The 20,433-nt window shown below is 50.4% G+C and carries 19 protein-coding genes, 2 pseudogenes and 2 riboswitches; all 21 genes and pseudogenes read right to left on the bottom strand.

The genetic code is table 11. From position 1 onward, the window contains the following. Positions 1–1,206 precede the first annotated feature (1,206 nt). Entirely contained in the window at positions 1,207–1,683 is a 477-nt protein-coding gene (locus IPG80_RS04560) for a hypothetical protein (protein ID WP_345103253.1), read from the bottom strand. A 393-nt stretch (positions 1,684–2,076) separates the two neighbouring features. Further along, positions 2,077–2,415: a hypothetical protein gene (locus tag IPG80_RS04555; protein ID WP_345103177.1), complete on the bottom strand. Its 339-nt coding sequence runs from the start codon at positions 2,413–2,415 to the stop codon at positions 2,077–2,079. Positions 2,416–3,028: 613 nt separating this feature from the next. Then, on the bottom strand, positions 3,029–3,325 hold the full coding sequence (locus IPG80_RS04550; RefSeq protein WP_345103175.1) for a hypothetical protein: 297 nt from the start codon (positions 3,323–3,325) through the stop codon (positions 3,029–3,031). A gap of 30 nt (positions 3,326–3,355) precedes the next feature. Then, on the bottom strand, positions 3,356–3,526 hold the full coding sequence (locus tag IPG80_RS04545) for a hypothetical protein (RefSeq protein ID WP_345103173.1): 171 nt from the start codon (positions 3,524–3,526) through the stop codon (positions 3,356–3,358). A gap of 11 nt (positions 3,527–3,537) precedes the next feature. Further along, entirely contained in the window at positions 3,538–3,846 is a 309-nt protein-coding gene (locus tag IPG80_RS04540) for a hypothetical protein (protein ID WP_345103172.1), read from the bottom strand. A gap of 52 nt (positions 3,847–3,898) precedes the next feature. Then, positions 3,899–4,606, bottom strand: a complete 708-nt coding sequence (locus IPG80_RS04535; protein ID WP_345103170.1) for an alpha/beta hydrolase — start codon at positions 4,604–4,606, stop codon at positions 3,899–3,901. Between the two features lie 37 nt (positions 4,607–4,643). Further along, positions 4,644–5,308 (bottom strand): annotated as a pseudogene (locus tag IPG80_RS04530) (uracil-DNA glycosylase). A gap of 15 nt (positions 5,309–5,323) precedes the next feature. Next, positions 5,324–6,361, bottom strand: a complete 1,038-nt coding sequence (gene queA, locus IPG80_RS04525; protein WP_345103167.1) for a tRNA preQ1(34) S-adenosylmethionine ribosyltransferase-isomerase QueA — start codon at positions 6,359–6,361, stop codon at positions 5,324–5,326. A gap of 84 nt (positions 6,362–6,445) precedes the next feature. Beyond that, positions 6,446–6,649: a DUF2905 domain-containing protein gene (locus IPG80_RS04520; protein ID WP_345103165.1), complete on the bottom strand. Its 204-nt coding sequence runs from the start codon at positions 6,647–6,649 to the stop codon at positions 6,446–6,448. A gap of 27 nt (positions 6,650–6,676) precedes the next feature. Continuing rightward, positions 6,677–6,967 carry a hypothetical protein gene (locus IPG80_RS04515; RefSeq protein WP_345103163.1) on the bottom strand — a complete coding sequence of 97 codons (291 nt, stop codon included), beginning with the start codon at positions 6,965–6,967 and terminating at the stop codon, positions 6,677–6,679. A 9-nt stretch (positions 6,968–6,976) separates the two neighbouring features. Continuing rightward, positions 6,977–8,002 (bottom strand): annotated as a pseudogene (gene ruvB / locus IPG80_RS04510) (Holliday junction branch migration DNA helicase RuvB). An 81-nt stretch (positions 8,003–8,083) separates the two neighbouring features. Beyond that, a riboswitch (cyclic di-GMP riboswitch) is annotated at positions 8,084–8,165 on the bottom strand. Next, a riboswitch (cyclic di-GMP riboswitch) is annotated at positions 8,166–8,260 on the bottom strand. Positions 8,261–8,377: 117 nt separating this feature from the next. Beyond that, positions 8,378–8,692, bottom strand: coding sequence for an HlyD family secretion protein (locus tag IPG80_RS04505; protein WP_345103161.1), 315 nt, complete (start codon positions 8,690–8,692; stop codon positions 8,378–8,380). Further along, on the bottom strand, positions 8,673–9,500 hold the full coding sequence (locus tag IPG80_RS04500) for a biotin/lipoyl-binding protein (protein ID WP_345103159.1): 828 nt from the start codon (positions 9,498–9,500) through the stop codon (positions 8,673–8,675). Before IPG80_RS04500 ends, IPG80_RS04505 begins: the two co-directional genes overlap by 20 nt. An 82-nt stretch (positions 9,501–9,582) precedes the next feature. Then, positions 9,583–12,015, bottom strand: a complete 2,433-nt coding sequence (locus tag IPG80_RS04495; RefSeq protein ID WP_345103157.1) for an ABC transporter permease — start codon at positions 12,013–12,015, stop codon at positions 9,583–9,585. A gap of 58 nt (positions 12,016–12,073) precedes the next feature. Further along, positions 12,074–14,143, bottom strand: coding sequence for a GAF domain-containing protein (locus IPG80_RS04490; protein WP_345103155.1), 2,070 nt, complete (start codon positions 14,141–14,143; stop codon positions 12,074–12,076). A 104-nt stretch (positions 14,144–14,247) separates the two neighbouring features. Then, positions 14,248–14,631, bottom strand: a complete 384-nt coding sequence (locus tag IPG80_RS04485) for a response regulator (RefSeq protein ID WP_345103153.1) — start codon at positions 14,629–14,631, stop codon at positions 14,248–14,250. A gap of 42 nt (positions 14,632–14,673) precedes the next feature. Beyond that, positions 14,674–16,593, bottom strand: a complete 1,920-nt coding sequence (locus IPG80_RS04480; RefSeq protein WP_345103151.1) for an ATP-binding protein — start codon at positions 16,591–16,593, stop codon at positions 14,674–14,676. Positions 16,594–16,623: 30 nt separating this feature from the next. Next, positions 16,624–17,802, bottom strand: a complete 1,179-nt coding sequence (locus IPG80_RS04475; RefSeq protein ID WP_345103149.1) for an ATP-binding cassette domain-containing protein — start codon at positions 17,800–17,802, stop codon at positions 16,624–16,626. Beyond that, positions 17,799–18,533 carry an ABC transporter ATP-binding protein gene (locus IPG80_RS04470; RefSeq protein ID WP_345103147.1) on the bottom strand — a complete coding sequence of 245 codons (735 nt, stop codon included), beginning with the start codon at positions 18,531–18,533 and terminating at the stop codon, positions 17,799–17,801. Before IPG80_RS04470 ends, IPG80_RS04475 begins: the two co-directional genes overlap by 4 nt. Positions 18,534–18,596: 63 nt before the next feature. Continuing rightward, on the bottom strand, positions 18,597–19,262 hold the full coding sequence (locus IPG80_RS04465; RefSeq protein ID WP_345103145.1) for a hypothetical protein: 666 nt from the start codon (positions 19,260–19,262) through the stop codon (positions 18,597–18,599). 63 nt (positions 19,263–19,325) lie between these two features. Further along, positions 19,326–20,417 (bottom strand): M20 family metallopeptidase, encoded by a 1,092-nt coding sequence (locus IPG80_RS04460; protein ID WP_345103143.1) that lies wholly within the window; start codon positions 20,415–20,417, stop codon positions 19,326–19,328. Between the last annotated feature and the right edge of the window lie 16 nt (positions 20,418–20,433).

The following is a 20,433-nucleotide window of genomic DNA, read 5'->3' as shown; positions in this document are numbered from 1 at the left end:
ACTTGATAACATCGGCAAGTAATATACGGGAATTTTGTTACATCTTGTAATAAGATGAGGTGTATCTTCAGGGAGATGCTTTTGATAAGTAAAAAGCGGCGTGCACTCGACAATCAGCGATAGTCACACCTACGGAAAACCGGACATTATTACGGGTAACCCAAAATACGAAATAGGAATTTTTATAACCCAGACGAATAATTCTCAGATGAGGACTTAATAAAAAGAAGAGTTATTTTGGAGAAATTGACAAAGCGGCAAGGGTGCAAGGTTTGAAGGGGTCGATGGCTCTGGTCTGCAAATAGTTTATGAGCTCGCGCAAAGGAACATCGTGAACCACGGAGATGAGACATGAACTCTGGATGTTACGAACCCTGGATAGCTCTGACGTTGTATGGATCAGAGATGGTATAGCAGCCATAGCTGTAGTTGCGGGTCAACCTGGCTAAGACTCGATTTTAAGTTGGAATAACCAATAATCACATTATTAGCAGATTGGTAGGGAGCCTTACATGATAATTGGGCGGCAACCCTGATATGAAAATCAGTCGGCATGGTAGGGTGGTAAACAAAAAAGTTTTCCTCACGGAAAGTTTTTTTATTTCAAAGTTACCTTCAATAGTTATTCAAAGATCATCAATATAAAAATGAAGCCCCTGTTTGTAGAGGGTGGGGATATGTTAAGCTCGCCGTGTTTTCCTCTTAATAAGACCAATGAGAGGCAAGAAGTTATTTTGACTCTAATAAAAATTCCATAGATATTTTGGGACCTCTTCCCAGAGCAGAGAGATATTAGCGATTATAACAAGCGAATTCCAAGTTGAGCAATATTGATCTTGAGGAATTGGGAGGACTTATGGGATAGCTCAAGGATTAAAAGAGGCTTAAAACCTGGGAAGTAGACCTGAATGGTTGCAATCAAGGCCAATTAAAAGCATAGAAACACTTGTAACAATGAAAAAGCATGTTTTGCATATTGAAATAACGGGGGAATCAATATAAGCCAGATTGGTCCATGATCAGTTAATTGAATATCTTTCATAAGTTTGGCTGCCTCGGTTGTTTATCTGAAATTCCGAGAGTTAATGTCGCAATGCTTTCCGGTTTTCTCTATTTTAACTTTTAACATGTTATCGTTTGTTTTTTCATCCGTCAGCCCGATGGTAGTCACCTTTTGCTCTTCAGCCTTACCCTCCAACCTTCCATCTACCCCCAAAGGACCGAACACGCCCGCGCCAAAATCCTCAAAGACGTGGGCTGATGGTTCTTTACACTCGTAATCGTCTGTTTCTCGGTGGGATGGCGTCCATACTGGCAACTACCAAGTGGGGATGCGATGGGGCACTGTGGCGGGACTCGTGTCCGTGTGGTGATGGGACGTTTGCTGACCCCACTTTCTCCAGATTGTCCCTCTTTTGTGTCTTTTACCTTCCAGCCGAGCGCGGCGATCTCATCACGCAAACGGTCTGAGGCGGCAAAGTCTTTATTTATGGCTTGTTTGCGCTGCTCTAACAAGACGAGCACTGCTTCGGAGGGTCCTTCTGCTGATGAAGGTTGAGCCGCAGTGAGGCCTGTCCACACCTCAGGGCGGATACCGTCTACAGCGGGAGGTTCACCGCGCCCTACCTGGCATGCGAGGGGGGAAACTTGCGCCAGAAGCGTGCATCTTTGTTTCAGATGCATTCATCACCGTCACCGAACTGACACCATGCATGTCACAAACCAGCTTTAAAGTCTATAACAATGCCAGAATGTTCATCCAACCCAACAATGACATTTCTCTGCCGGTGATTAAGGCGCGCCATTGTTCGAATCGCTCCATGCCCACAAAACAGCGGCTGGTATCCCGGGTCCACGCCGCCTTCTGAATTATTCCAGTGCGGGACGAAGGAAAACGTGCATTTCCAAAATCAGAGAAAAAATAAGCCCATCTTCACATGACACATCTTCACCCCACTTTGTAGACTTCATAGACCGGCAAAACCCATTGCCCCACCGAGATCGTCGCGGCGGAGGCAAGATCAATGTGGCACCTGCCGTGCCGCGCACGGATAATGTCCCATGCCAGGGTGTCTTTTAATTGGCGGGCAACATAACGGGGCTGCCGGGTCCCATAAAGATGATGTTGGCTTGCAACAATGGTTTGAGGATGTCGGGATTATCGGGGCTGAACTCCGTCCCTTTTTGCGGGCGGGGACCAGGTCGATATGGGTTTGTAGTTCTGTAAACGGGTCTTGAGAAACTCACCCACGCGCCCGGCAACGAGGAGGCGTTAAACTCAAAGCCGGCTGGCGTTTCGAGAATGGCGATCCGCGCGGGTCCGAAATGAGGCGCGCAGGCGGATTTCAAATACGCCCACCCGCGAGGGAAGTCTCGCCGGAACCGGGAAGAGGCAATGCGTCCAAGTGCTGCCATTCCCTGATGCTTTATTCAATCCATCTCTTACGTTGAAGAAAATTTCGGTATCGGGGTAATCCATGCGATTGGCGCTGTAATGAATGTAACGGATGCGCCCTTCGGTATCGATAACACGATCAACTGCGTCCGGAAACTTGAAGAGATTGACTTCCTGCCGATAATTTTGCAACGCGGTTTTCAAGGGTCTGGCGCACCGTTGAAAGGAAGCAGCCTCTCTTTAGCCAATAGCGTAAATTGTTCCAAACCCCATCAGGTCCAATGGCAACAAGCTCCCCTACCGCGCTCGGCGAACCCGGAATAGGCTATCACGAAACGCGCCAACTGCGCGGCAATGCGCTAGATGAACCCTTCTAAAATGAAAGCGGACGGGCTTGTTTCCGCGATAGCTTGGCTTGAATGAGGTTTCTAGTTTATATCTTCGAGGGTGAATCAGGAGCGATCTCTGGCTTTTTGCAACAATAATAGTGAACTCATGGAATGTCCAAATATTTAGGTACAACTTCCATAAATTCCATAGGATAATTCTCTGCGGCACATGCCCGCATTGGGGAATGATCTCAAGTTGCGCATTGGAATTTCTGTGGAAATGGCTTCAAAGTACCAGAACGGATCAGGCGGTCTTCCGCCTGCCACGATCAGCGCGGGCACGGTCAATTGCGGCAGCAACGGACGCAGTTCCGGATAGGCAGGTGCGAAGGTAAGTTCGTAAAAGGCGCGGTCCCGTTCTTGATCTTGAGGGATCTGTAGATGTTTTGCGGATCTCGGCGGTCAATTTGGTTTGGTTGAACCATTCGCGTTCCACCGTGTTGGCAGAGTCTCTTGATAATCGCGCATCATCAACGGACCGAGATGCCGCATCTGCGGCATCCACATCAACGGCAGCCTCACGCCGGAAATTGAGGACCATATCCGCCGCCCACACCAGGCGCCACAAGGATCAGTTCCCCATCGATGCGCTCGGGATATTCCAACGCAAACGCCACAGCAACCCCGCCCCGGCAGAGTTGCCAACCAAAATGGCTTTCTCCACCCAGGGCATCGAGCAGTCCGCGCAATGTTCCACGTTGGCTTTCATGCCATACGGGTTAGACTGCCACTCGCCGGGCATCAATCGTTCCGTCAGCCCGAATGCGGGTCTGTCCTCAGGGCAATGACCCTGCCATATTTTGCAAATTCATCCATCACCTCGCGCCACGAATACGTACTGCCGCCGAAGGGATGCAGCAATATAAAAGTCTGCTCGCCTGCTCCGGCTTTGTAATGAATGTTCACACCATTGATCTCGATGAACTTGCTATCCGGCTCGATAAACTCCTGCTCACTCACCAACCCATCCAATTTGGGGAACGGGGACGGCAAAAGGTCCCAGCGCAGTGGTGACGCAGGCGAATGCAAAGGAGAGTAGTAGAATTTTTTTCCAACGTTCATGATCGAATAGGTAGATAGAAAATATTTTTAAACATGATTGCCCACAACCAATCTACTCTAACACTTTTGTGAAAAACAGTTGTTGCATCCGCAGCCTGCGTCCATTGCGCCTCGGGGGAAATACTGGCGGCATTATCCCCATCTTGAAGTCCATACGAACCGAACTGGGCATGGTTGCCGCCTTCAATTGAACGAATTGCGTATCAGCAGGCAACAGCGCTTTTGATGCCTGCAACTTTGTCACCTGTGGCAAGTCCGTCATTTGTGCCATAAATGGATATCGCCGGGGTACCCATCTTAATAATGAATCATCTGCCGGGTACGAAGCCCAGAACACGACGCCAGGAATATCGGCATGGCTCGCCGCATACGATGAAGCCGCCACACCACCAAGAGAATGCCCGCCAACGAACCAATTTTTAACCTCGGGGTAAGCCGCCTGGATCCGCGCCGCAGCATTGATATCGAAGAACGCCAAATTCAAAGGGCATGGGCGCGACCACCACAAAATATCCTCTGTTCCGCGATCAACGCCAAGACGGGTGCATAAGCGCGATAATCCACCTTGCCGCCAGGGTAAAAGATAAAGCCCGTTTCGGGCGCGGGTCTCAGCCGGGTGGAAGACCACCCAGCCATTTTCCGCGCTCACAAACACCTGAGAGGTCGAATTCAACGCCTGCACAGCTGTTTCATCCGCCGCCAAAGCATCACTCGCCCACACGACAAATACAGACGCAAACACCAACAAAGCGGACAGCAACAACTGCCGCCGCGATCCTTAAATTTCGTTTCATCAATCAAATCCTATCTATAAGTTGCTTTGCTTTTTCCCAAATGGCATCGAACATTTTGGGGTCAGTTTCTTCGTTGAGGTATTCTGCTGGCTGGGATGGTACGAACACAGCACCCATTTCCCATTCGCCAGTTGATAAGACGCGCCGTGCTTGAAAATATATACCGAACTTTTTCGGAAAATATTTTCAAAACCCTCTCAAAAAGCGACCCGGACCCAAACAAACGATCACCCCGGATCAATGATCTCTAATTCTCGCTCCAGGAACGGCTGGCAGGCATTCAACTCTGCTGGACTCGGCTTGTTGTCTGGCGGAGCGCAACGACCTGACGCCGTAATGTACATATCGGTGAGGATCAACCCATCGCCCCTGGACTCGGAAGTGGGCTGGTTCGCGAACCCAGCCTTATGCAACGCCGGATACAAAAAATTCCCGGAGGCATCGCCCGTAAATTGACGACCCGTGCGGTTCGAGCCATGCGCGCCGGGAGCCAGCCCCACCACCAGTATCCGCGCATGCGGGTCACCAAAGCCAGGCACGGGCTTGCCCCAATACTCATGCCCCATATACGCCTTACGCTTGACCCGCGCCACTTCCTCGCGCCACTCCACCAAGCGCGGACATTTTCGGCAGGCAATGATCTCTTTATTGTGTTGTTCGAGGTTCATAGGAATCCGTGATGACTATTCGATGAACATGGCATCGCCGAAAGAATAAAAACGATAACCATCCTGAATGGCAAGGTTATAAGTTTCCGAGGATCTTTCGCGCCCGGCAAACGCACTGACCAGCATCAAAAGCGTGGATTTGGGCAGGTGAAAATTGGTGATCATGGCGTCTACGACTTTGAATTGATATCCCGGAAGAATGAAGAGGGTGGTCGCACCAACAAATGATTCAATTTGATATTCGCTATTCGCTGTTTGAGCGTCAGATGACGAGCTTTGACCAGCACTTTCCAACGTCCGCACACTTGTTGTCCCTACCGCGATCACCCGCCCCCCATTGCGTTTGGTTTGGTTGATCGCATCTGCAGTGGCTTGCGAAAGCGACCACTCACTATGAATTTTATGCTCTGCCGGGTCATCTTCGTTAACTGGCGCAAAGGTATCCAAGCCGACATGTAAAGTAACATAGGCGACCTTCACGCCCGCCGCTTTGAGCGCATCCAACAACTGTGGCGTGAAGTGCAGCCCGGCAGTTGGGGCAGCCGCAGAACCAGGCTCTTTCGAAAAGACAGTTTGGTAACGTTCCGGGTCAGACAGTTTTTCGTGAATATATGGGGCAGCGGCACATTCCCAACCTGCGCAAAAATAAGGCTCGATCGGTTCAGAGAATTTGATCAGCCGCTCCGAGCCTTCAAGAATTTCAACGATCTGCGCGGTCGGTCCATCTTCAACATGCACCAATTTGCCTACACGCAAGCCTTTACCACCCACCAAGGCTTCCCAGGTTAAATCGTCGCGGCGGCGCAGGAGGAGCAGTTCCACTTTTCCGCCTGTATCTTTTCGGGCAAAAATACGCGCCGGAATTACACGAGTCTGGTTGAGGACGAGGAGGTCGCCCGGGCGAAGGAGGGAACCCACGTCACGAAAGAAGCGATGCTCTACTTCCCCGCTGTCACGATGCAAGACCAGCAGCCGCGATGAATCACGCGGCTCGGCGGGGGTTTGTCCAATGGACGTTTCTGGGAGGTGGTAATCAAAGTCTGTTGTTTTCATGCAGAAATATCTTCAACGTGAGGTAAAGAATAAAGTAATGTAAAGCATCCAAATAATCAACCCAATATGCAATTCATCAGGAGATTATTTATTCAAGAACTTTGAAATGATGTTTACAAAAATGCTCAGCAGAACCGAGAGCAGGATGGAACTTGTTACTGGAAAGTAAAACGAGCCATTCTGACCTTCAATACGGATGTCGCCAGGTAATCGCCCCAATGGAAAACCGAATTTCGAAGCAAGATACACTCCCCCGCCAAAGATAAAAAGAAAGATGCCGCCCAGCATCAGATAACGCGAAGGGTTTCCATAAAGCTAGAGGATTTCCGCTTCGCACAGATATTGAAATTTTCGCTGAAGCAACCGCAGCGACGCGAGTTCCATCGTCCAATCCAGGGTATCCAGCGATTCTTCGATCTCGTGTCCGCTCAATTTTTCTTCGAACTCGTTAGAGGATAACCCCGTTCGCTTCTCAAACCCGGCAATCCGCTCCAGCGAAGCGTCAATATCCTGTTGAAGTAACTTCATTTGATTGCGAATGGCGGCGACCACCAATGGCTTTAGATCTTCGTGGGCGTTTGCTTTGATGATGACTTCCTGCTTCATACTGATAACCTACAGCAACCGCGGCTGCCCTTCTTCTGTATATTGATAACCCAAATGCTCATACGCAGACTTGGTTGCCACGCGCCCTGCGGAGTACGATCGAGAAAACAAGGCTGCAACAGGTACGGCTCAACCACATCCATGATCGTATCCTGTTCTTCACTGATGGAAGCGGCGATGGTATTCAACCCCACCGGTCCGCCGTTGTATTTTTCGATAATGGTCTTCAAGACGCGGCGATCCACATCATCCAAACCAAGCGGGTCTACCTGGAGAAGGTCAAGCGCCTCTTTTGCAACTTTTTGCGTGATGACACCATCCGCGCGGACCTGGGCAAAGTCTCGCACGCGTCGTAAAAGGCGCAATGCAATACGCGGTGTTCCACGCGCGCGCCTCGCCACTTCACTGATGCCGGATTCATCTGCGGAAACTTTCAACAACGCCGCCGCCCGCTTTACGATCTGTTTCATGGCTTCGAGTTCGTAATAGTCCAAACGATAGACCGCGCCAAACCTTGCGCGTAACGGCGCAGTGACCAGAGCGAGTCTGGTCGTGGCACCGACCACAGTAAAGCGTGGCAGCTTCAGGCGGATGGAACGAGCCGAAGGTCCCTTGCCGATGACGATATCCAATGCAAAATCTTCCATGGCCGGGTAAAGCACTTCTTCAATGGCGCGTCCGAGGCGATGCACTTCATCAATAAAGAGGATATCACCTGCACGTAAATTGGTAAGGATGGCTGCAAGGTCGCCCGCACGTTCAATGGCGGGTCCTGCAGTGACTTTTAAGATTACCACCCATTTCATTGCCAAGCACATGTGCCAGTGTGGTCTTGCCCAACCCAGGTGGACCATAGAACAAGACATGATCCAAGGCTTCATTGCGTTGTCGTGCCGCCGCAATCAAAATGGACAGGTTTTCCTTGACTTGATCCTTACCGATAAGGTCATTTAGCTTCTGCGGACGCAGGGCATTGTCCACGCGGTCATCGGGCTTGGCTTCAGGGTCGAGGGCTTTGGAAGGTGATTTTGCCATACGGGCGATTATACCCTGCGGTATTTTAAACCAAGCCGGGATGACTAAAAATCAGTCATCCCGGCTGGATAAATTTTGCTCTTCGGCAGTCTGGCGGTCGTGATCGGTAAACGAATTACGATTTTAGACCCATGACTTTGCGCCGCCAAGTTTCCCTTAGCCTTTCGGCAGTCGGTCGGTCTTGACCAGTTACGAGAACTGGAGGTAGACGCTCTGACTTTGCGCCGCCGTCTTTTGACGGTTTTGCTTTTATCGGCAGCCCTTGTGATCATGGCTCGGTTCAGCTTTAGATCAGGGCTTTGCGCTGCCGGGTTTTCCCGGTTTTGCTCTTTCTCGGAGCAATTTTATTATTGCACGTTCCAGCGCGAATTACAATCACTCACCTGTTCTAAAAACGGTTTCCACCGTCATGCCCCATTTCAAGCTGGGGTCAGAGCCATCCACACGAATGCGGACGGAATAGAGAATGTCACCGCCTTGCTGGGTAAAGGCATTGCTGATCTCGGTGATCGTTCCATTCAATTCGAGGTCAGGCTTGGCGTCTGGTCGAATGGTAACAGCCTGACCCACACTCAGATTGACAACTTCCAATTCGGTCACATCTGTGGTTTCAACATACCACTCCTCTGAATCCACAACGCTCACAGCACGCACATCAGCTGTGACCTGTTCACCCGGCTTGACGTTCACATCTGCAATCACCAGAGAACGGCGCAGTGATCAGATATGTTGAGAGTGCATCTTTGGCTGCGTCAAGGTTTGCCTTGGCGAGCGCAAGCTGGTCAGCATTTGGACCGTCAAGGCTGATCTCATATTGGTACTTGGCTTCAGCCTCAGCAGCCAATGCGGCATCGTAAGCAGCCTTCACTTCATCACGTGTGCGAGCTTCATCTTCCAATTCGCGGATTTTGGCACTCAAATCTTCCTGCGCCGCTTCAAGGTCATCCTCGGCAGTTTTGCGTTTGGTATTGTCCTTATCGAGATCTTTGTATTTATCAAAATCTTCCTGGGCAGTTTTCAGTTCGTCCTTCAAGTCTTCAATATCGCCTTCAAGTTCCGTAATGCGATCTTCGACAGCAGTGACATCCACCCCTTCCCATTCTTTCTCAGCCTCGGCGCGGATGATCTGGGCGTTCATATACACTTCCCATAGCTTGGCGCGATCACCACTTTCATTTCGGAGCAGTTCGTCGTAGGCATTCTGTGCGATGAGGACCTGCGCCTCTGCCCCGCCCGCATTTGTAAGACGGACAAGAACATCCCCTTCGCTGACAGTGTCGCCAGCTTGAACGAACACTTCTTCCACCACGCCGCGAGCTTGAAAATTCAAATTCGTTGCATGGACAGGCTCAAGTCGTCCTTCCGCGATCACATCGCTTGAAGCGATAATGTTATCCACAGGCGTTTCCGCCGTTGCGGTTCCCTGCCCGCCACATGCAGACAAAGCCAGCAAGAGGAGGGTGGTCAATGCGATTAATTTCAAATTATTTTTTTTCATATAAACCTTTTTTCATTTACAGTTGCGATTTTTTTCAGATTCAGTAATAAACTCGAGGAAGCTCACAAGCACCCCGAATCCATTATTCGTACGCCAACACTTCCCGAATGGTCAGTCGAGCCGCGTTTTGTGCAGGCAGTATCGAACCGATGACAGAAAGTAATAACACCAACCCCAACCAAATGACGTATCCCAGATATGTGAAGACCACGTCAATGGGCGTTTCAAAGATCGCCAAACTGACGATGGTGGCAAGCAGATACGTAAGCGGGATCGAGACAATGATGGCCAACACAAAGGAAATAAAGCCGATCACAAAGCCTTCACCGATCACGGTGCGCATCACGGCACGGTCATCAGCACCAATGGCGCGCATAATTCCGATCTCACGCGTACGTTCAAGCACATTCATGCCCATTGTGCCGGTCAAACCCATCGCACCTACGATGGCAGTCAAAATTGCCATAATGAGTAGGAAGACGATCAAAATATCCAGACTTTCAGAAACAGTATCCAGTGAAGCCAGACCTGATTCAGCTTGACGCACCTTGAAGCCCAAAGCCCGGAACTGATCATCCAATTTCTCTGCCATTAGATCTTGAAACTCGCGGTCATGCTGAGTCGTGACCACACGGAAAGAAAATGAGCGATTTTTTAGATTGAGCACTTGCTCTGCATATTCAAGTGGAGTGTATGCAAGAATGCCTTCACGCCCTACGAACTTAAAGATACCTACCACTTCCCAGACCTCTTCGCGTCCATCCACTTTGAGGCGAAGGGAATCGCCAGGTTTCAAGTCAGGGTAAAAATTTAAAACCGCTTCACTAACCGCCAACTTTCGAACGTCATCCGGACGGATCCAGCGTCCTGAAGCAATAAGGGGGTTGACCAGTTCGCTTTTCGCGGGCGGTGCAAGCAAGTTGATATTATCCGCCACAGTGCCATCGGGGTACAACAATTCAGTACCGATGAACTGCCAGCCTTCCACCCTCTCCACGCCCTCGATCTGCGAGGCGAATTTCTGCACCTCATTGATGCGATACGCCTCGTCAAAATCCAAAGTCACATCAGCACGGAAGTAGCTGCCGATCTGGTCGGTGTAGTCACGCAAACTGGTACGCACATTGAAAACAGCAATAAAAATAGCACCACCCATGGTCAATGTGAACAGGGTCAAAACAAGACGCCCCCGCCTGCGGAAGGTATTCCGCAAAGAGATAATGAATGGACGGGGCATGTGCATTCCGCGCGCGGCAAGGATGCGCGTCAGGCGCACCAGAGCCCAATCCAGCCAACTCACGCGCGATTGCTGACCTGCCTGCGGCGCAGACTCGTCGCCCGCAAGGTCATTGCTCAATGCACGCAAGACCGTGATCTTTGAGCCATTCAATACAGGCGAAAGCCCGGCAACGAGTGGCACCAAAAGCCCGACTGCGATCTGAACGATAAAGGCGAACGGCACGATACGGTATCCCAGCAAGTTGAAGTTCAACTTATTTGCAATAAATTGAGACAAGCCATATGCACCCCAACCACCAAGTGGGACGGCGATCAGTAATGCCAGAATAGCAAACGCCATAATGAGGGTCAGGTACATATAGAATACCTGTCGGTTGCGCCCGCCTACCAATTTCATCACGCCAATATGACGTAAATGCTGATTGAGAAGCGCGCTCAAAGTATTTGCGATCAAAGAACTGGAAAGGAACACGATCAGGATGCCCAGCGCCATCAAAATACCGAGCACGGCGTTCAAAACATCTTCCAACGGATGCTTGTTCCGTTCAGAATAGCGCGAACGGACGACCGTCGTTCCATTCTTTTCAAGCCGATCTCGAAGCAATCCGCCTACGATACGAATGTGAGAAAGGTCGTTCGGATTCTCAGCCACGGTCGCAAAGACCCGGTTATATAAAACGGACTGGCGCAGGGTCTGCATGGTATCCATATCGGTAAATGCAAATGGCGGCGCCAGGAAATCCCCGGCACCCGTACTGGTATCCTGGACTACACCAACGACCTTCAGTGTTTTGAAGGTTCCATCATTCAACTCAAAGACAAGGTTTTCACCAACGGAGATCTCGATCTTTTCCAGCATTTTTTTATCGAGAATGATCTCATCTTTGGCTGCCTCAGATGCACCTTCGATCGGAACAAGCAGGTTGATCTTGTTCTTCTTGAAACTATCCACAGCCACAAGGTCTATTGCCACCCACTGAGTGCTATCTTCGGCACGTACACGGAAGTTGACCACCCGCCTGCCTTCAGCCTCCTTGATGCCTTTTGTATTGCGCACTGTTGAAAGGATGTCATCATCAAACCCTTCTGTGCGCAGCTCAATATTTGCAGGATTATTCGCCGCATACGAAACCCCCATATCATTGGAAATGATCTCGTATGCCCCTGAGATCACACCAATGGAAAATACGCCCACTGCAATGGAAAATACCACAAGCAGGGTGCGCATCTTGCTATCCCATAGATCATGAAAAACTTTTCGCCAACGTGGTCGCATAAACTACTTTCTTGCACGGGGTGGACATTCCCAAAGGGGCTTGCCCACCCCGTATAGATTATTTCAACAATTCGTTAAGTTCGCCTGCCGAGTATGGCTTTACAGAAACGTCCTTCAAGCCGCCGCGCAGGTATTGGGTCACACGTTCTGGATTGATCGCAGAGGTTAGAACGACTGTCTTCGAGGCAAGTCCGGCTTTGGAAAGAGCACCCAAGACTTCATCGAGTGAAACAGCAGCAATGTTCTCATCCACAAAGATCAGGTCTGCTTCGGGTAATTTCTTCAAATTAACAGACTGTGTCAACTTGATCTTGGAACCTTTGAGCAACTCCGCAAATAAATTCGCCCAATCATCATTATCGTCGATCAGCAGGATATTCTTCACGCCGCCAGCTTGAACCGTTTCTTCCACGACGTGCCCCTGGGGCATGAACATGGCGACCGTTGTGCCTTTGCCGCCTTCGCTCACCAAAGCAATGCGCCCTTGAGACTGCGAAACGACATGCATGGCTGCGGGTAATCCCAAGCCGTGATGCGAAACGCCGCGGGTAGTGAAAAACGGCGACCATACCTTGCGCTGGATATCGTCATTCATACCTGCACCATCGTCTTCAATATCGATCTGCAGCACGCCGCGTTCCTCGGTTGAATGAGCACGGACCGTCACAGATTTTGCTCCGGCTTCTACTGCATTTTGTAAGATATTTCCTACTGCACGAGTCAACTGGGTCGAATCTGCGATCACATAAGCGGCTTCAGGATCGATCTTCACTTTCAAAACATCCTGGGAAATTCCGCGCTGCATCGCGGCGGTCTGGAGAACATCCGCAAAAAGAACAGAGCGGGGTTTCATCTCGCGCACTGCACCAATCAGCTGTTCCTTGACTTGAATGATCTGCCCAGCACTTTCCGAGATCATATCAAGGTCTTCTTTGAGAGATTCAACATCCACCTTGCCATCGGCGATCTCTTCGCGCAGACGGGCAACTGTCAGCGAAATGGGAAGCGTCTTGTTGCCGATCCAGTGAATGGCTTCGGTCGAGGCGGTGGTCAGCGCTTCAAAAACCTTGTTGCGCAGGATCTCGTTATGCGCTTCCTTGAGTTCATCCACCAAATGCGCATTATTAATGGCGACCGCCAAATGCTCAGCCATGGTCAACAATGTGGTGATGTCGTCATCGCCAAAAGCGCGTTCTTCGGAGGATTGAATGGTAACGGCGCCCAAGGTCCTACCGCCATAAATGAGCGGCAGCGCCATCTCAGAACGGGTATGCGGCAAATGTGGATTCTTGAAGTGAACCCGTTCTTCACCGACATCAAGCGCAATACGAGCCTCACCCATGGCAACACACGCACCGATCATCGACTCGGTCCCGACGCGTAATTTATGCCCTTCTGCCAACATGGCTTTGCCTGCTTTACCATATCCGGCACGCAAAACGGCATATTCCCCTTTATCGTCGAGCAGGAATACACCTGCATAATACAAACCATAGGCTTCGCAGATGATATTCACCGTCTGCGGCAGAAGCTGATCAAGGTCAAGCAGCGATGCCACTTCCTTGCCCACCCGGTTGGCAGCCTTCAATAAACGCGAGCGGCGTTCTTCCTGTTTATGGAGCCTGGCATTTTGGATCGCAACTGCAAGTTGATCTGCCATGGTCTGTAGGGCATCGATATCTTCTTCATGGAACGCTGCTTCATCTGTAGATTGAACTGTAAGCGCGCCGATCGCTTCGTCGCCGATCACAAGCGGGAGAGCCATTTCGGAGCGGGTCTTGGGAAGATGCGGGTTCTCAAAGAAGACCGCTTCTTCCCCTACATCAAGCGCGATGCGTCCCTTCTTGTTGGCAATACTGGCGCCGATCATCGAATTCCCGCCAATCGCAAGTTTATGTCCCTCGCGCAGCATGGCTTTTCCAGCATCACCACGCCCTGCTTTGAGGACGGCATACTGCGACCCCTCATCCACCAGGAAGACACCCGCGTAGTAAAAGCCAAACTCATCACAAATGATATCCACCGTACGTTGAAAAAGTTCGTACGAGTCTAGTATGGTGGTGATATTTTTCGCGGCGCGCGCAGAGGCTTTCAATAATTTTGTGTGTCGTTCCATATTATTCGTCATAAGTTCCTCTTTCCAATCTACGATTTGTGTTTTTTAATTTACGTGTAGGGCATTTCAGACAGGTCTGATGTTTGAAATTTTCGAACTATCTATTTTTGTGAGGTTCAAGATCCTAAAATCTTTTGAATCAACTCCACCAATCCTTGCTCGCGCCCTTTCACAAAGAAAGCGCTTGCACCCTTGGAAACAGCGTCTTTGGCTTTATTCACTTCATCGTATGCTGTCAGAATGACTACAGGCAGATCGGCTTTCTTTTTCTTCAAGTCTGCCAGCAGGTCCAGACCGGCATCATTCTTCGGCAGATCGTCGAAGCCAGGCATATTCAAGTCCAGAACAGCAATATCCACTACGCCGACATTTTGCGAAAAAACCTCGCTCCCGGTCTTGCAATCCGGCGCAGTCAATACATCATATCCTGCCCGCAGAAGTGTCTTCTCTAAACTGCGTTGGATCAACTTCTCGTCGTCCACTAAAAGAACTGTCGTCATGCTTCCTCCAAAATTTTAATTTTCTGCAACGGCAGCCGCCGTTTAATTTCCATCTTCAGGCATATATAGTTTTTCAGCAGGCAGGCTTACAAAGAAAGTTGCTCCATTCCCAATTTCACTCTCCAACCAGATCTTGCCTCCATGCTGGCTTACGATCTGCATTACAGCCGAAAGCCCCAAACCTGTGCCGCCCGCTCCGCCTTTTGTTGTAAAGAACGACACCCAGATCTTTTCCTGGATCTCTTTCGGGATACCGGGTCCGTTATCTTTCACAGACACAAGCACAAAGTCCGTATTTTCATCACGCCGCCCATGCACATGGATCTTTGGGTTGGGCATCTGCGCGTTGGTCAAGGCTTCCCAGGCATTTTTGATCAAGTTATTAAAGACCTGTTCCACCTGACGCGCATCCACATGCGCCAGCGGCATATCATCCGCCCAGGTCATTTCAACAGACTCGTGCGGCAAGCCCATATTCATCACAGTATGAGTGATCATTTCGCTTAAAGAGACAGGGGCATCGTTCCGTTGACGCGCCGGACCGATCAGCCCTTCTTTAATATCAAGGATGGTCTTTGCGCTGTTTTCGGCAATTTCCAGATCCTCCATCAACGATTCGACACTGACCAGAGTTTGCAGTCGATTTGGCTTCATGGCAGACATCTCTTCAAGGATCTTGTTCAGGTCCAAGCCGGATGCTTCCGCCTCTTCTCTAACCGTTTGAACTGCCGCTTGCAACGAAGCATTTCCCAATTCCGATTCTTTCAACTGCGCAACCAATGCCAACAGATATTGCACATCCTCCCGTGCCCGGTTGACGCTCCCGGGAATTGGCGCCGCCTTATTCCCCACCCAATGGATGGCTTCACCAGTGGCAGTGGCAATGGCTTCATATGTCTTTGTCCGCAGTAACTCTTTATTGGCAGATTCCAAGTCTTTCATTAATTTTGCATTGTTGATGGCGATCGCCACTTGATCTGCCATGGCTTGCAATGACGCAATATCTTCTTCATTAAATGCGTTGAGTTCATTGCTTTGCACCGTTACTGCACCGACAGAAATGGAATTAACAATGAGTGGCAGCGCCATCTCCGAACGGGTATCCGGTAAATAAGGGTTTTTGAAACGGGATTCCTCTCCCGCCACATCCAATGCGATCTGCGCCTGTTGATTCAATATCGAACGTCCGATCATGGACTTTTCATCGATAGGCAGTCTGTAATGAGCGTCCAACATCCGGCGCCCAGCCAAGGCATACCCAGCCCGCAAATTTGCCCACTGACGATCCTCTGAAACGAGAAATATGCCGGAGTAATAAAAATGAAATTCGCTGCAAATGATATTAACCGTGTGCCGCAATAATTCATTCAGGTCCAGGATCGAAGTAACCATTTGTCCAACGCGCGCTGCAGTCTCTAATAATTTATGCCTACGATCAAGCATGGCAAACATCTTTTGGTTTTGCGAGAGCAAATACTTATTACGCTCGACCGTATTGGTAAGCAGGCGGGTTTGGTCTTCGATCTTCTCGGCAAGTTCCAGCTGATATTCGCGCAGGTATCGTTCGGCATCCTCAAGTTCATCGACTCTGCCGCCCAGGTAAGCCAGCACCAATTCTTCAAAATCGCCGCCAATGGGTTTGGGAATAAACCCAACGGCGCCCGCTGCAAGGGCACGCTCCCGGGCACCTTGCGATGTATCTCCCGAGACAACCACAATGGGCGTACCCGGCAGTATTTTTTTGATACGGGTCGCCGCTTCACTGCTGGTCATATGCAGGATATTGTTATCGAGCAGGATCAAGTTCGGCTGGGTCTCTTCCGCAAGTCCCAAGCCATCCAGCGGATTCGCCGCCTCGAGGACCACAAAATTAAAAGCAAGCAAACGCCGCACGAGTGAACGAGATTCTTCACTCGCGGCTATGTACAGTGCTTGCGGAAGTTTGCGTGGGTCGGAAGCCATGTTTACCTTACAGACAATATGAATCGCCGGTTATCGTTTCGTTTTCCTTGGGTCGACTACACGGTGTTCTTCCAATCGCTTCTGCACGATCTTGCTGATCGCTTCCACAGTGATCGGCGATTCATCCATCACCCGCGAAAAATCCTCACGCGGAATCATCAACACTTCGACCGGATCGTTGCCCGCACGCACATTTGCAATAGACTTGCCGCCTCGTAATAGCTCTATATCACCGAAAAATTCATCTGCCCCAAGCCGCGAAAGGACAATGTCTTTACTACCGGATTTTTGCAGAACGATCTCCACATTGCCGCTGCGGATCATAAAGAAATGACCCACCTTCTCATCGCGCGAAAGGATAGTCTCTCCAGGTTGATAAGAACGCCGTTGCGCCAGCTTCGTAAATTCCAGCATGTGCCGATGGCGCAGTTTTGGTAAAGAACGCGAAATGGTCTCGTCGATCAGTTCGCCGTCTGAGATGATGAGATTGCGGTCTGTGCGTGAAGTCAGCGATGGATCATGCGTGACCATGACAATGGTCTTGCCTTGCTCCACAAAATGTTCAAAGATGCGGATAATGGTATCGGCAGAGCGGGTATCGAGATTACCGGTCGGCTCATCTGCGATCAAAAGCGGCGGGTCACATGCCATGGCGCGTGCAATCGCAGCCAACTGTTGCTGACCCGTGGAAACCAGAACCGGCAGTTTATTTGCAAATTTCTCCAAACCCACCAGTGTCAATAATTCCAGGGCGCGTTTGGGGCGTTCATCGAAATCGTACATGTCCACATAATCCATTGGGAGCATGACGTTCTCAAGCAGGGTCAACATGGGCAGCAGCTGAAAGAACTGAAAAACGATACCAAGATTCTTCCCGCGCCAGCGCGAACGCTGACTCTCACTTACACCGGTATAAATGTCATTATGGTTTACGATGACCCGCCCATCGCTGGGATGATCGATACCGGTGATCATGTTCAACAAAGTGGACTTGCCGCTGCCAGATTTACCGACAATGGAAACGAATTCACCTTTGTTGATCATCAAGTCCACACCCTTAAGGACGGTAAACTCGCCAGCCGCATTGGAAAATCTTTTCACAACGCCGCGCATTTCGATGATCGCTTCCAGCGCAGCATCATGCACACGCTGAGGAGCAGCCTTGTGCGGAGTCCGCGCCGGAGCGCGTTTTTTAGTCGCAGTGGTCATTGTTTGCGGCTCCTCTTTGGCTTGGCAGCAGCCGTCACTTCCATTTCCAATTCTCCATCGGTAAGGGTCAGGCTGCGGGTAAAGCGTCCTCGCAAGCCCATATCATGCGTCACCATAATAATGGTCTTGCCGCGTTCCGTAACGAGCCGTGAAAACACATCGAAGATATGGTCCGCAGTGATCGAGTCTAAACTCCCGGTGGGTTCATCGGCAACAAGAATCTCCGGGTCATTGGCAAGTGCCCGCGCGATCGCCACACGCTGTTGCTGTCCGCCGGAAACAAAGGCGGGGAGTTTATCGGCATGTTCTTCGATCTCGACCAGGCGCAATAGTTCCAAAGCGCGCTCACGTGATTCGCGCGGTTTAAAATTTTCAGCGAGGTCCATCGGCAGCGTGATATTCTCAACCAGGGTCAGCATGGGCAGCAATTGAAAGGATTGATACACCACACCCATCGTCTTGCCGCGCCAACGCGCCTTTTCATCTTCGCTCAGCTCATGCACAGAAACGCGCTGACCGCCAGAATTGACGATCACTTCACCGCTGGAAAGCCCATCCACACCGTTGATCATATTCAACAAAGTGGATTTACCAGCGCCGGATTTTCCCACAACGCCAAGAAACTCCCCTGAATTTACCGTGAGGTTAATATTCCTTAACGCCGGAAAATCCCCTGCTGCTGTTGAGTAGGTCTTGCTTACATTTTTTAATTCAATAATGGATGTATTCATAAGCGAGCCAAATTGTACCCCTATTGTGCAATAGAGCGCAAAAGGCTTATTTGCAGTTTATTTTCAATCGTTTTGCAGACAAGCCAGCACCGCAGCCACTGCACCTTGCGGCTCCTCTTTTAAGACCGCCAACACAGGAAATACCCCCAACGAATAGACTTCACGGGGGTTCCCCGCTTTCCAATGCTTTGGGAGGATACCAATTGCATTGGATTCGGCGTTGAGCAGGTCAGACATTTGCTGCGGACCTGCCGCAATGCCTGCGGACGAAGCAACGCTTCTACCTTGCATCACAAATTGCTCAAACACCCGTTGCACATCCAACTCTGACGGATATACCCACACTTGCATGGAAGGATCCCCCAAGCCGGAAAACAACGCCTGAGCCTCTTCGAGAGAGAGCTTCTGCACCGGGCTTTCACGATGCGTAACGATAAGCAACTCCTCTTCATCGATTTGATAAGCAGGGACAAGTAAAGTTTCCGGCTCGCCAATGCGCAGATAGATCTGTGGATCATCGGGCGCGATCTTCACCACAATGGAAAGTTCATCAGCGCAAGCGAACAAATCGCTCATCCACGGCTGCGCAGCGGAAGTGGCATCCGCAGAGATCATTTGCTGAATAGTTGGTTGATCTGAAGGCGCACATGCTGCGAACAGGGTGGAAATAGAAGAAAGGAAAGTTAGAAGCACATACCCCATCTTTCCTGAATATCCGTTTTGCGACATAAGTTCTTTCTCCGTAACCTGTGCGGCAAACTTTTACGGCGACGTCCCCGCCGCCGTAACCAATTACCAGTTTTTTAGAAACGCAGAGATCAACTTTACACGTTGAGCGAGGCTGCCAGCAAAGATGTATTCACGTTCTGAATGATAGTTCTCGCCGATGGCACCTAACCCGTCCAACACGGGAATACCGAACGGCGCGACAAGGTTCGCATCAGAAACGCCACCTGTGCCGCCTGCCTTTAGATCAACGCCGATCTCGGCGGCAATCGTCTTTGCCTTGCCAAACGTTGCCTGCATCAACTCATCGAACGGCATCGGTCCGCGATTGAGAGAACCAGTTACTTCGATAGAAGTACCATCTAACACGGGCTTGAGCTCTTTCATCAACGCTTCAAGGCGTTCCCATTCTCCAGGCTGTAAAATACGCACATCCACATCGATATTGGCTTCGTCTGGCACTACGTTTGAAACCGTCCCGCCGCTGATCACACCGACATTTAATGTGGTTTTCTTTTCATAGTCCGTCATCTTTTGTATCGCGATGACCTGATGTGCCATTTCTTCGATGGCATTGCGTCCTTTTTCGTGGTCGCCGCCTGCATGTGCGGCGCGCCCTTTCACTTTAACGTGGAAACCGCCGCCGCCCTTGCGCCATGTCTTCAACGAGCCGTCGATCAGGGCGGGTTCCATCACCAGCACCAATTCAGACTCTTTCGCAAGACGCTGTATCAATTCACGGGATGTATCGCTGCCGATCTCTTCATCAGAGGTGCATAGCAATGTGATCGGACGGGTAGTCCCATTTTGACGAGCGTCTTCAATGGCGCCAAGTGAAATGGCAATGCTCGCTTTCATGTCCGACACACCAGGACCCATGATCTTGCCTTCAGCTTCACTGTACGGGAATTTTTTGAGTGTACCCAACGGAAAGACCGTGTCCATGTGGCAAACCAGGAGGATCGGTTTCCTCTTGGCGTCGGCTCCCCAGCGTGCAATGACATGATCGCCAGTTACCGCATTGGGAATGATCTCCACTGCCGCACCTAATTTACGCGCCTCATCAACAACGATCGCGCCGACTCGATCCACGGCGGCTTTTTCATGCGAGGGCGACTCAGTTTCAACCAACAATTTAAGAAGGGATTTTGTGTCCATACAGTCTCCAGAAATC

The sequence above is a fragment of the Candidatus Villigracilis vicinus genome, from assembly GCF_016702885.1.
Classification (GTDB): domain Bacteria; phylum Chloroflexota; class Anaerolineae; order Anaerolineales; family Villigracilaceae; genus Villigracilis; species Villigracilis vicinus.
This window is presented reverse-complemented; position numbering and strand designations above follow the sequence as displayed.

What these genes read in the sequence shown, in the direction of transcription:
- IPG80_RS04560 (WP_345103253.1), bottom strand. Translation starts at nt 1,683, where the DNA reads ATGCATCTGAAACAAAGATGCACGCTTCTGGCGCAAGTTTCCCCCCTC.
- IPG80_RS04555 (WP_345103177.1), bottom strand. Translation starts at nt 2,415, where the DNA reads ATGGCAGCACTTGGACGCATTGCCTCTTCCCGGTTCCGGCGAGACTTC.
- IPG80_RS04550 (WP_345103175.1), bottom strand. Translation starts at nt 3,325, where the DNA reads ATGGTCCTCAATTTCCGGCGTGAGGCTGCCGTTGATGTGGATGCCGCA.
- IPG80_RS04545 (WP_345103173.1), bottom strand. Translation starts at nt 3,526, where the DNA reads ATGCCCGGCGAGTGGCAGTCTAACCCGTATGGCATGAAAGCCAACGTG.
- IPG80_RS04540 (WP_345103172.1), bottom strand. Translation starts at nt 3,846, where the DNA reads ATGAACGTTGGAAAAAAATTCTACTACTCTCCTTTGCATTCGCCTGCG.
- queA (WP_345103167.1), bottom strand. Translation starts at nt 6,361, where the DNA reads ATGAAAACAACAGACTTTGATTACCACCTCCCAGAAACGTCCATTGGA.
- IPG80_RS04520 (WP_345103165.1), bottom strand. Translation starts at nt 6,649, where the DNA reads ATGCTGGGCGGCATCTTTCTTTTTATCTTTGGCGGGGGAGTGTATCTT.
- IPG80_RS04515 (WP_345103163.1), bottom strand. Translation starts at nt 6,967, where the DNA reads ATGAAGCAGGAAGTCATCATCAAAGCAAACGCCCACGAAGATCTAAAG.
- IPG80_RS04500 (WP_345103159.1), bottom strand. Translation starts at nt 9,500, where the DNA reads ATGAAAAAAAATAATTTGAAATTAATCGCATTGACCACCCTCCTCTTG.
- IPG80_RS04495 (WP_345103157.1), bottom strand. Translation starts at nt 12,015, where the DNA reads ATGCGACCACGTTGGCGAAAAGTTTTTCATGATCTATGGGATAGCAAG.
- IPG80_RS04490 (WP_345103155.1), bottom strand. Translation starts at nt 14,143, where the DNA reads ATGACGAATAATATGGAACGACACACAAAATTATTGAAAGCCTCTGCG.
- IPG80_RS04485 (WP_345103153.1), bottom strand. Translation starts at nt 14,631, where the DNA reads ATGACGACAGTTCTTTTAGTGGACGACGAGAAGTTGATCCAACGCAGT.
- IPG80_RS04480 (WP_345103151.1), bottom strand. Translation starts at nt 16,593, where the DNA reads ATGGCTTCCGACCCACGCAAACTTCCGCAAGCACTGTACATAGCCGCG.
- IPG80_RS04475 (WP_345103149.1), bottom strand. Translation starts at nt 17,802, where the DNA reads ATGACCACTGCGACTAAAAAACGCGCTCCGGCGCGGACTCCGCACAAG.
- IPG80_RS04470 (WP_345103147.1), bottom strand. Translation starts at nt 18,533, where the DNA reads ATGAATACATCCATTATTGAATTAAAAAATGTAAGCAAGACCTACTCA.
- IPG80_RS04465 (WP_345103145.1), bottom strand. Translation starts at nt 19,262, where the DNA reads ATGTCGCAAAACGGATATTCAGGAAAGATGGGGTATGTGCTTCTAACT.
- IPG80_RS04460 (WP_345103143.1), bottom strand. Translation starts at nt 20,417, where the DNA reads ATGGACACAAAATCCCTTCTTAAATTGTTGGTTGAAACTGAGTCGCCC.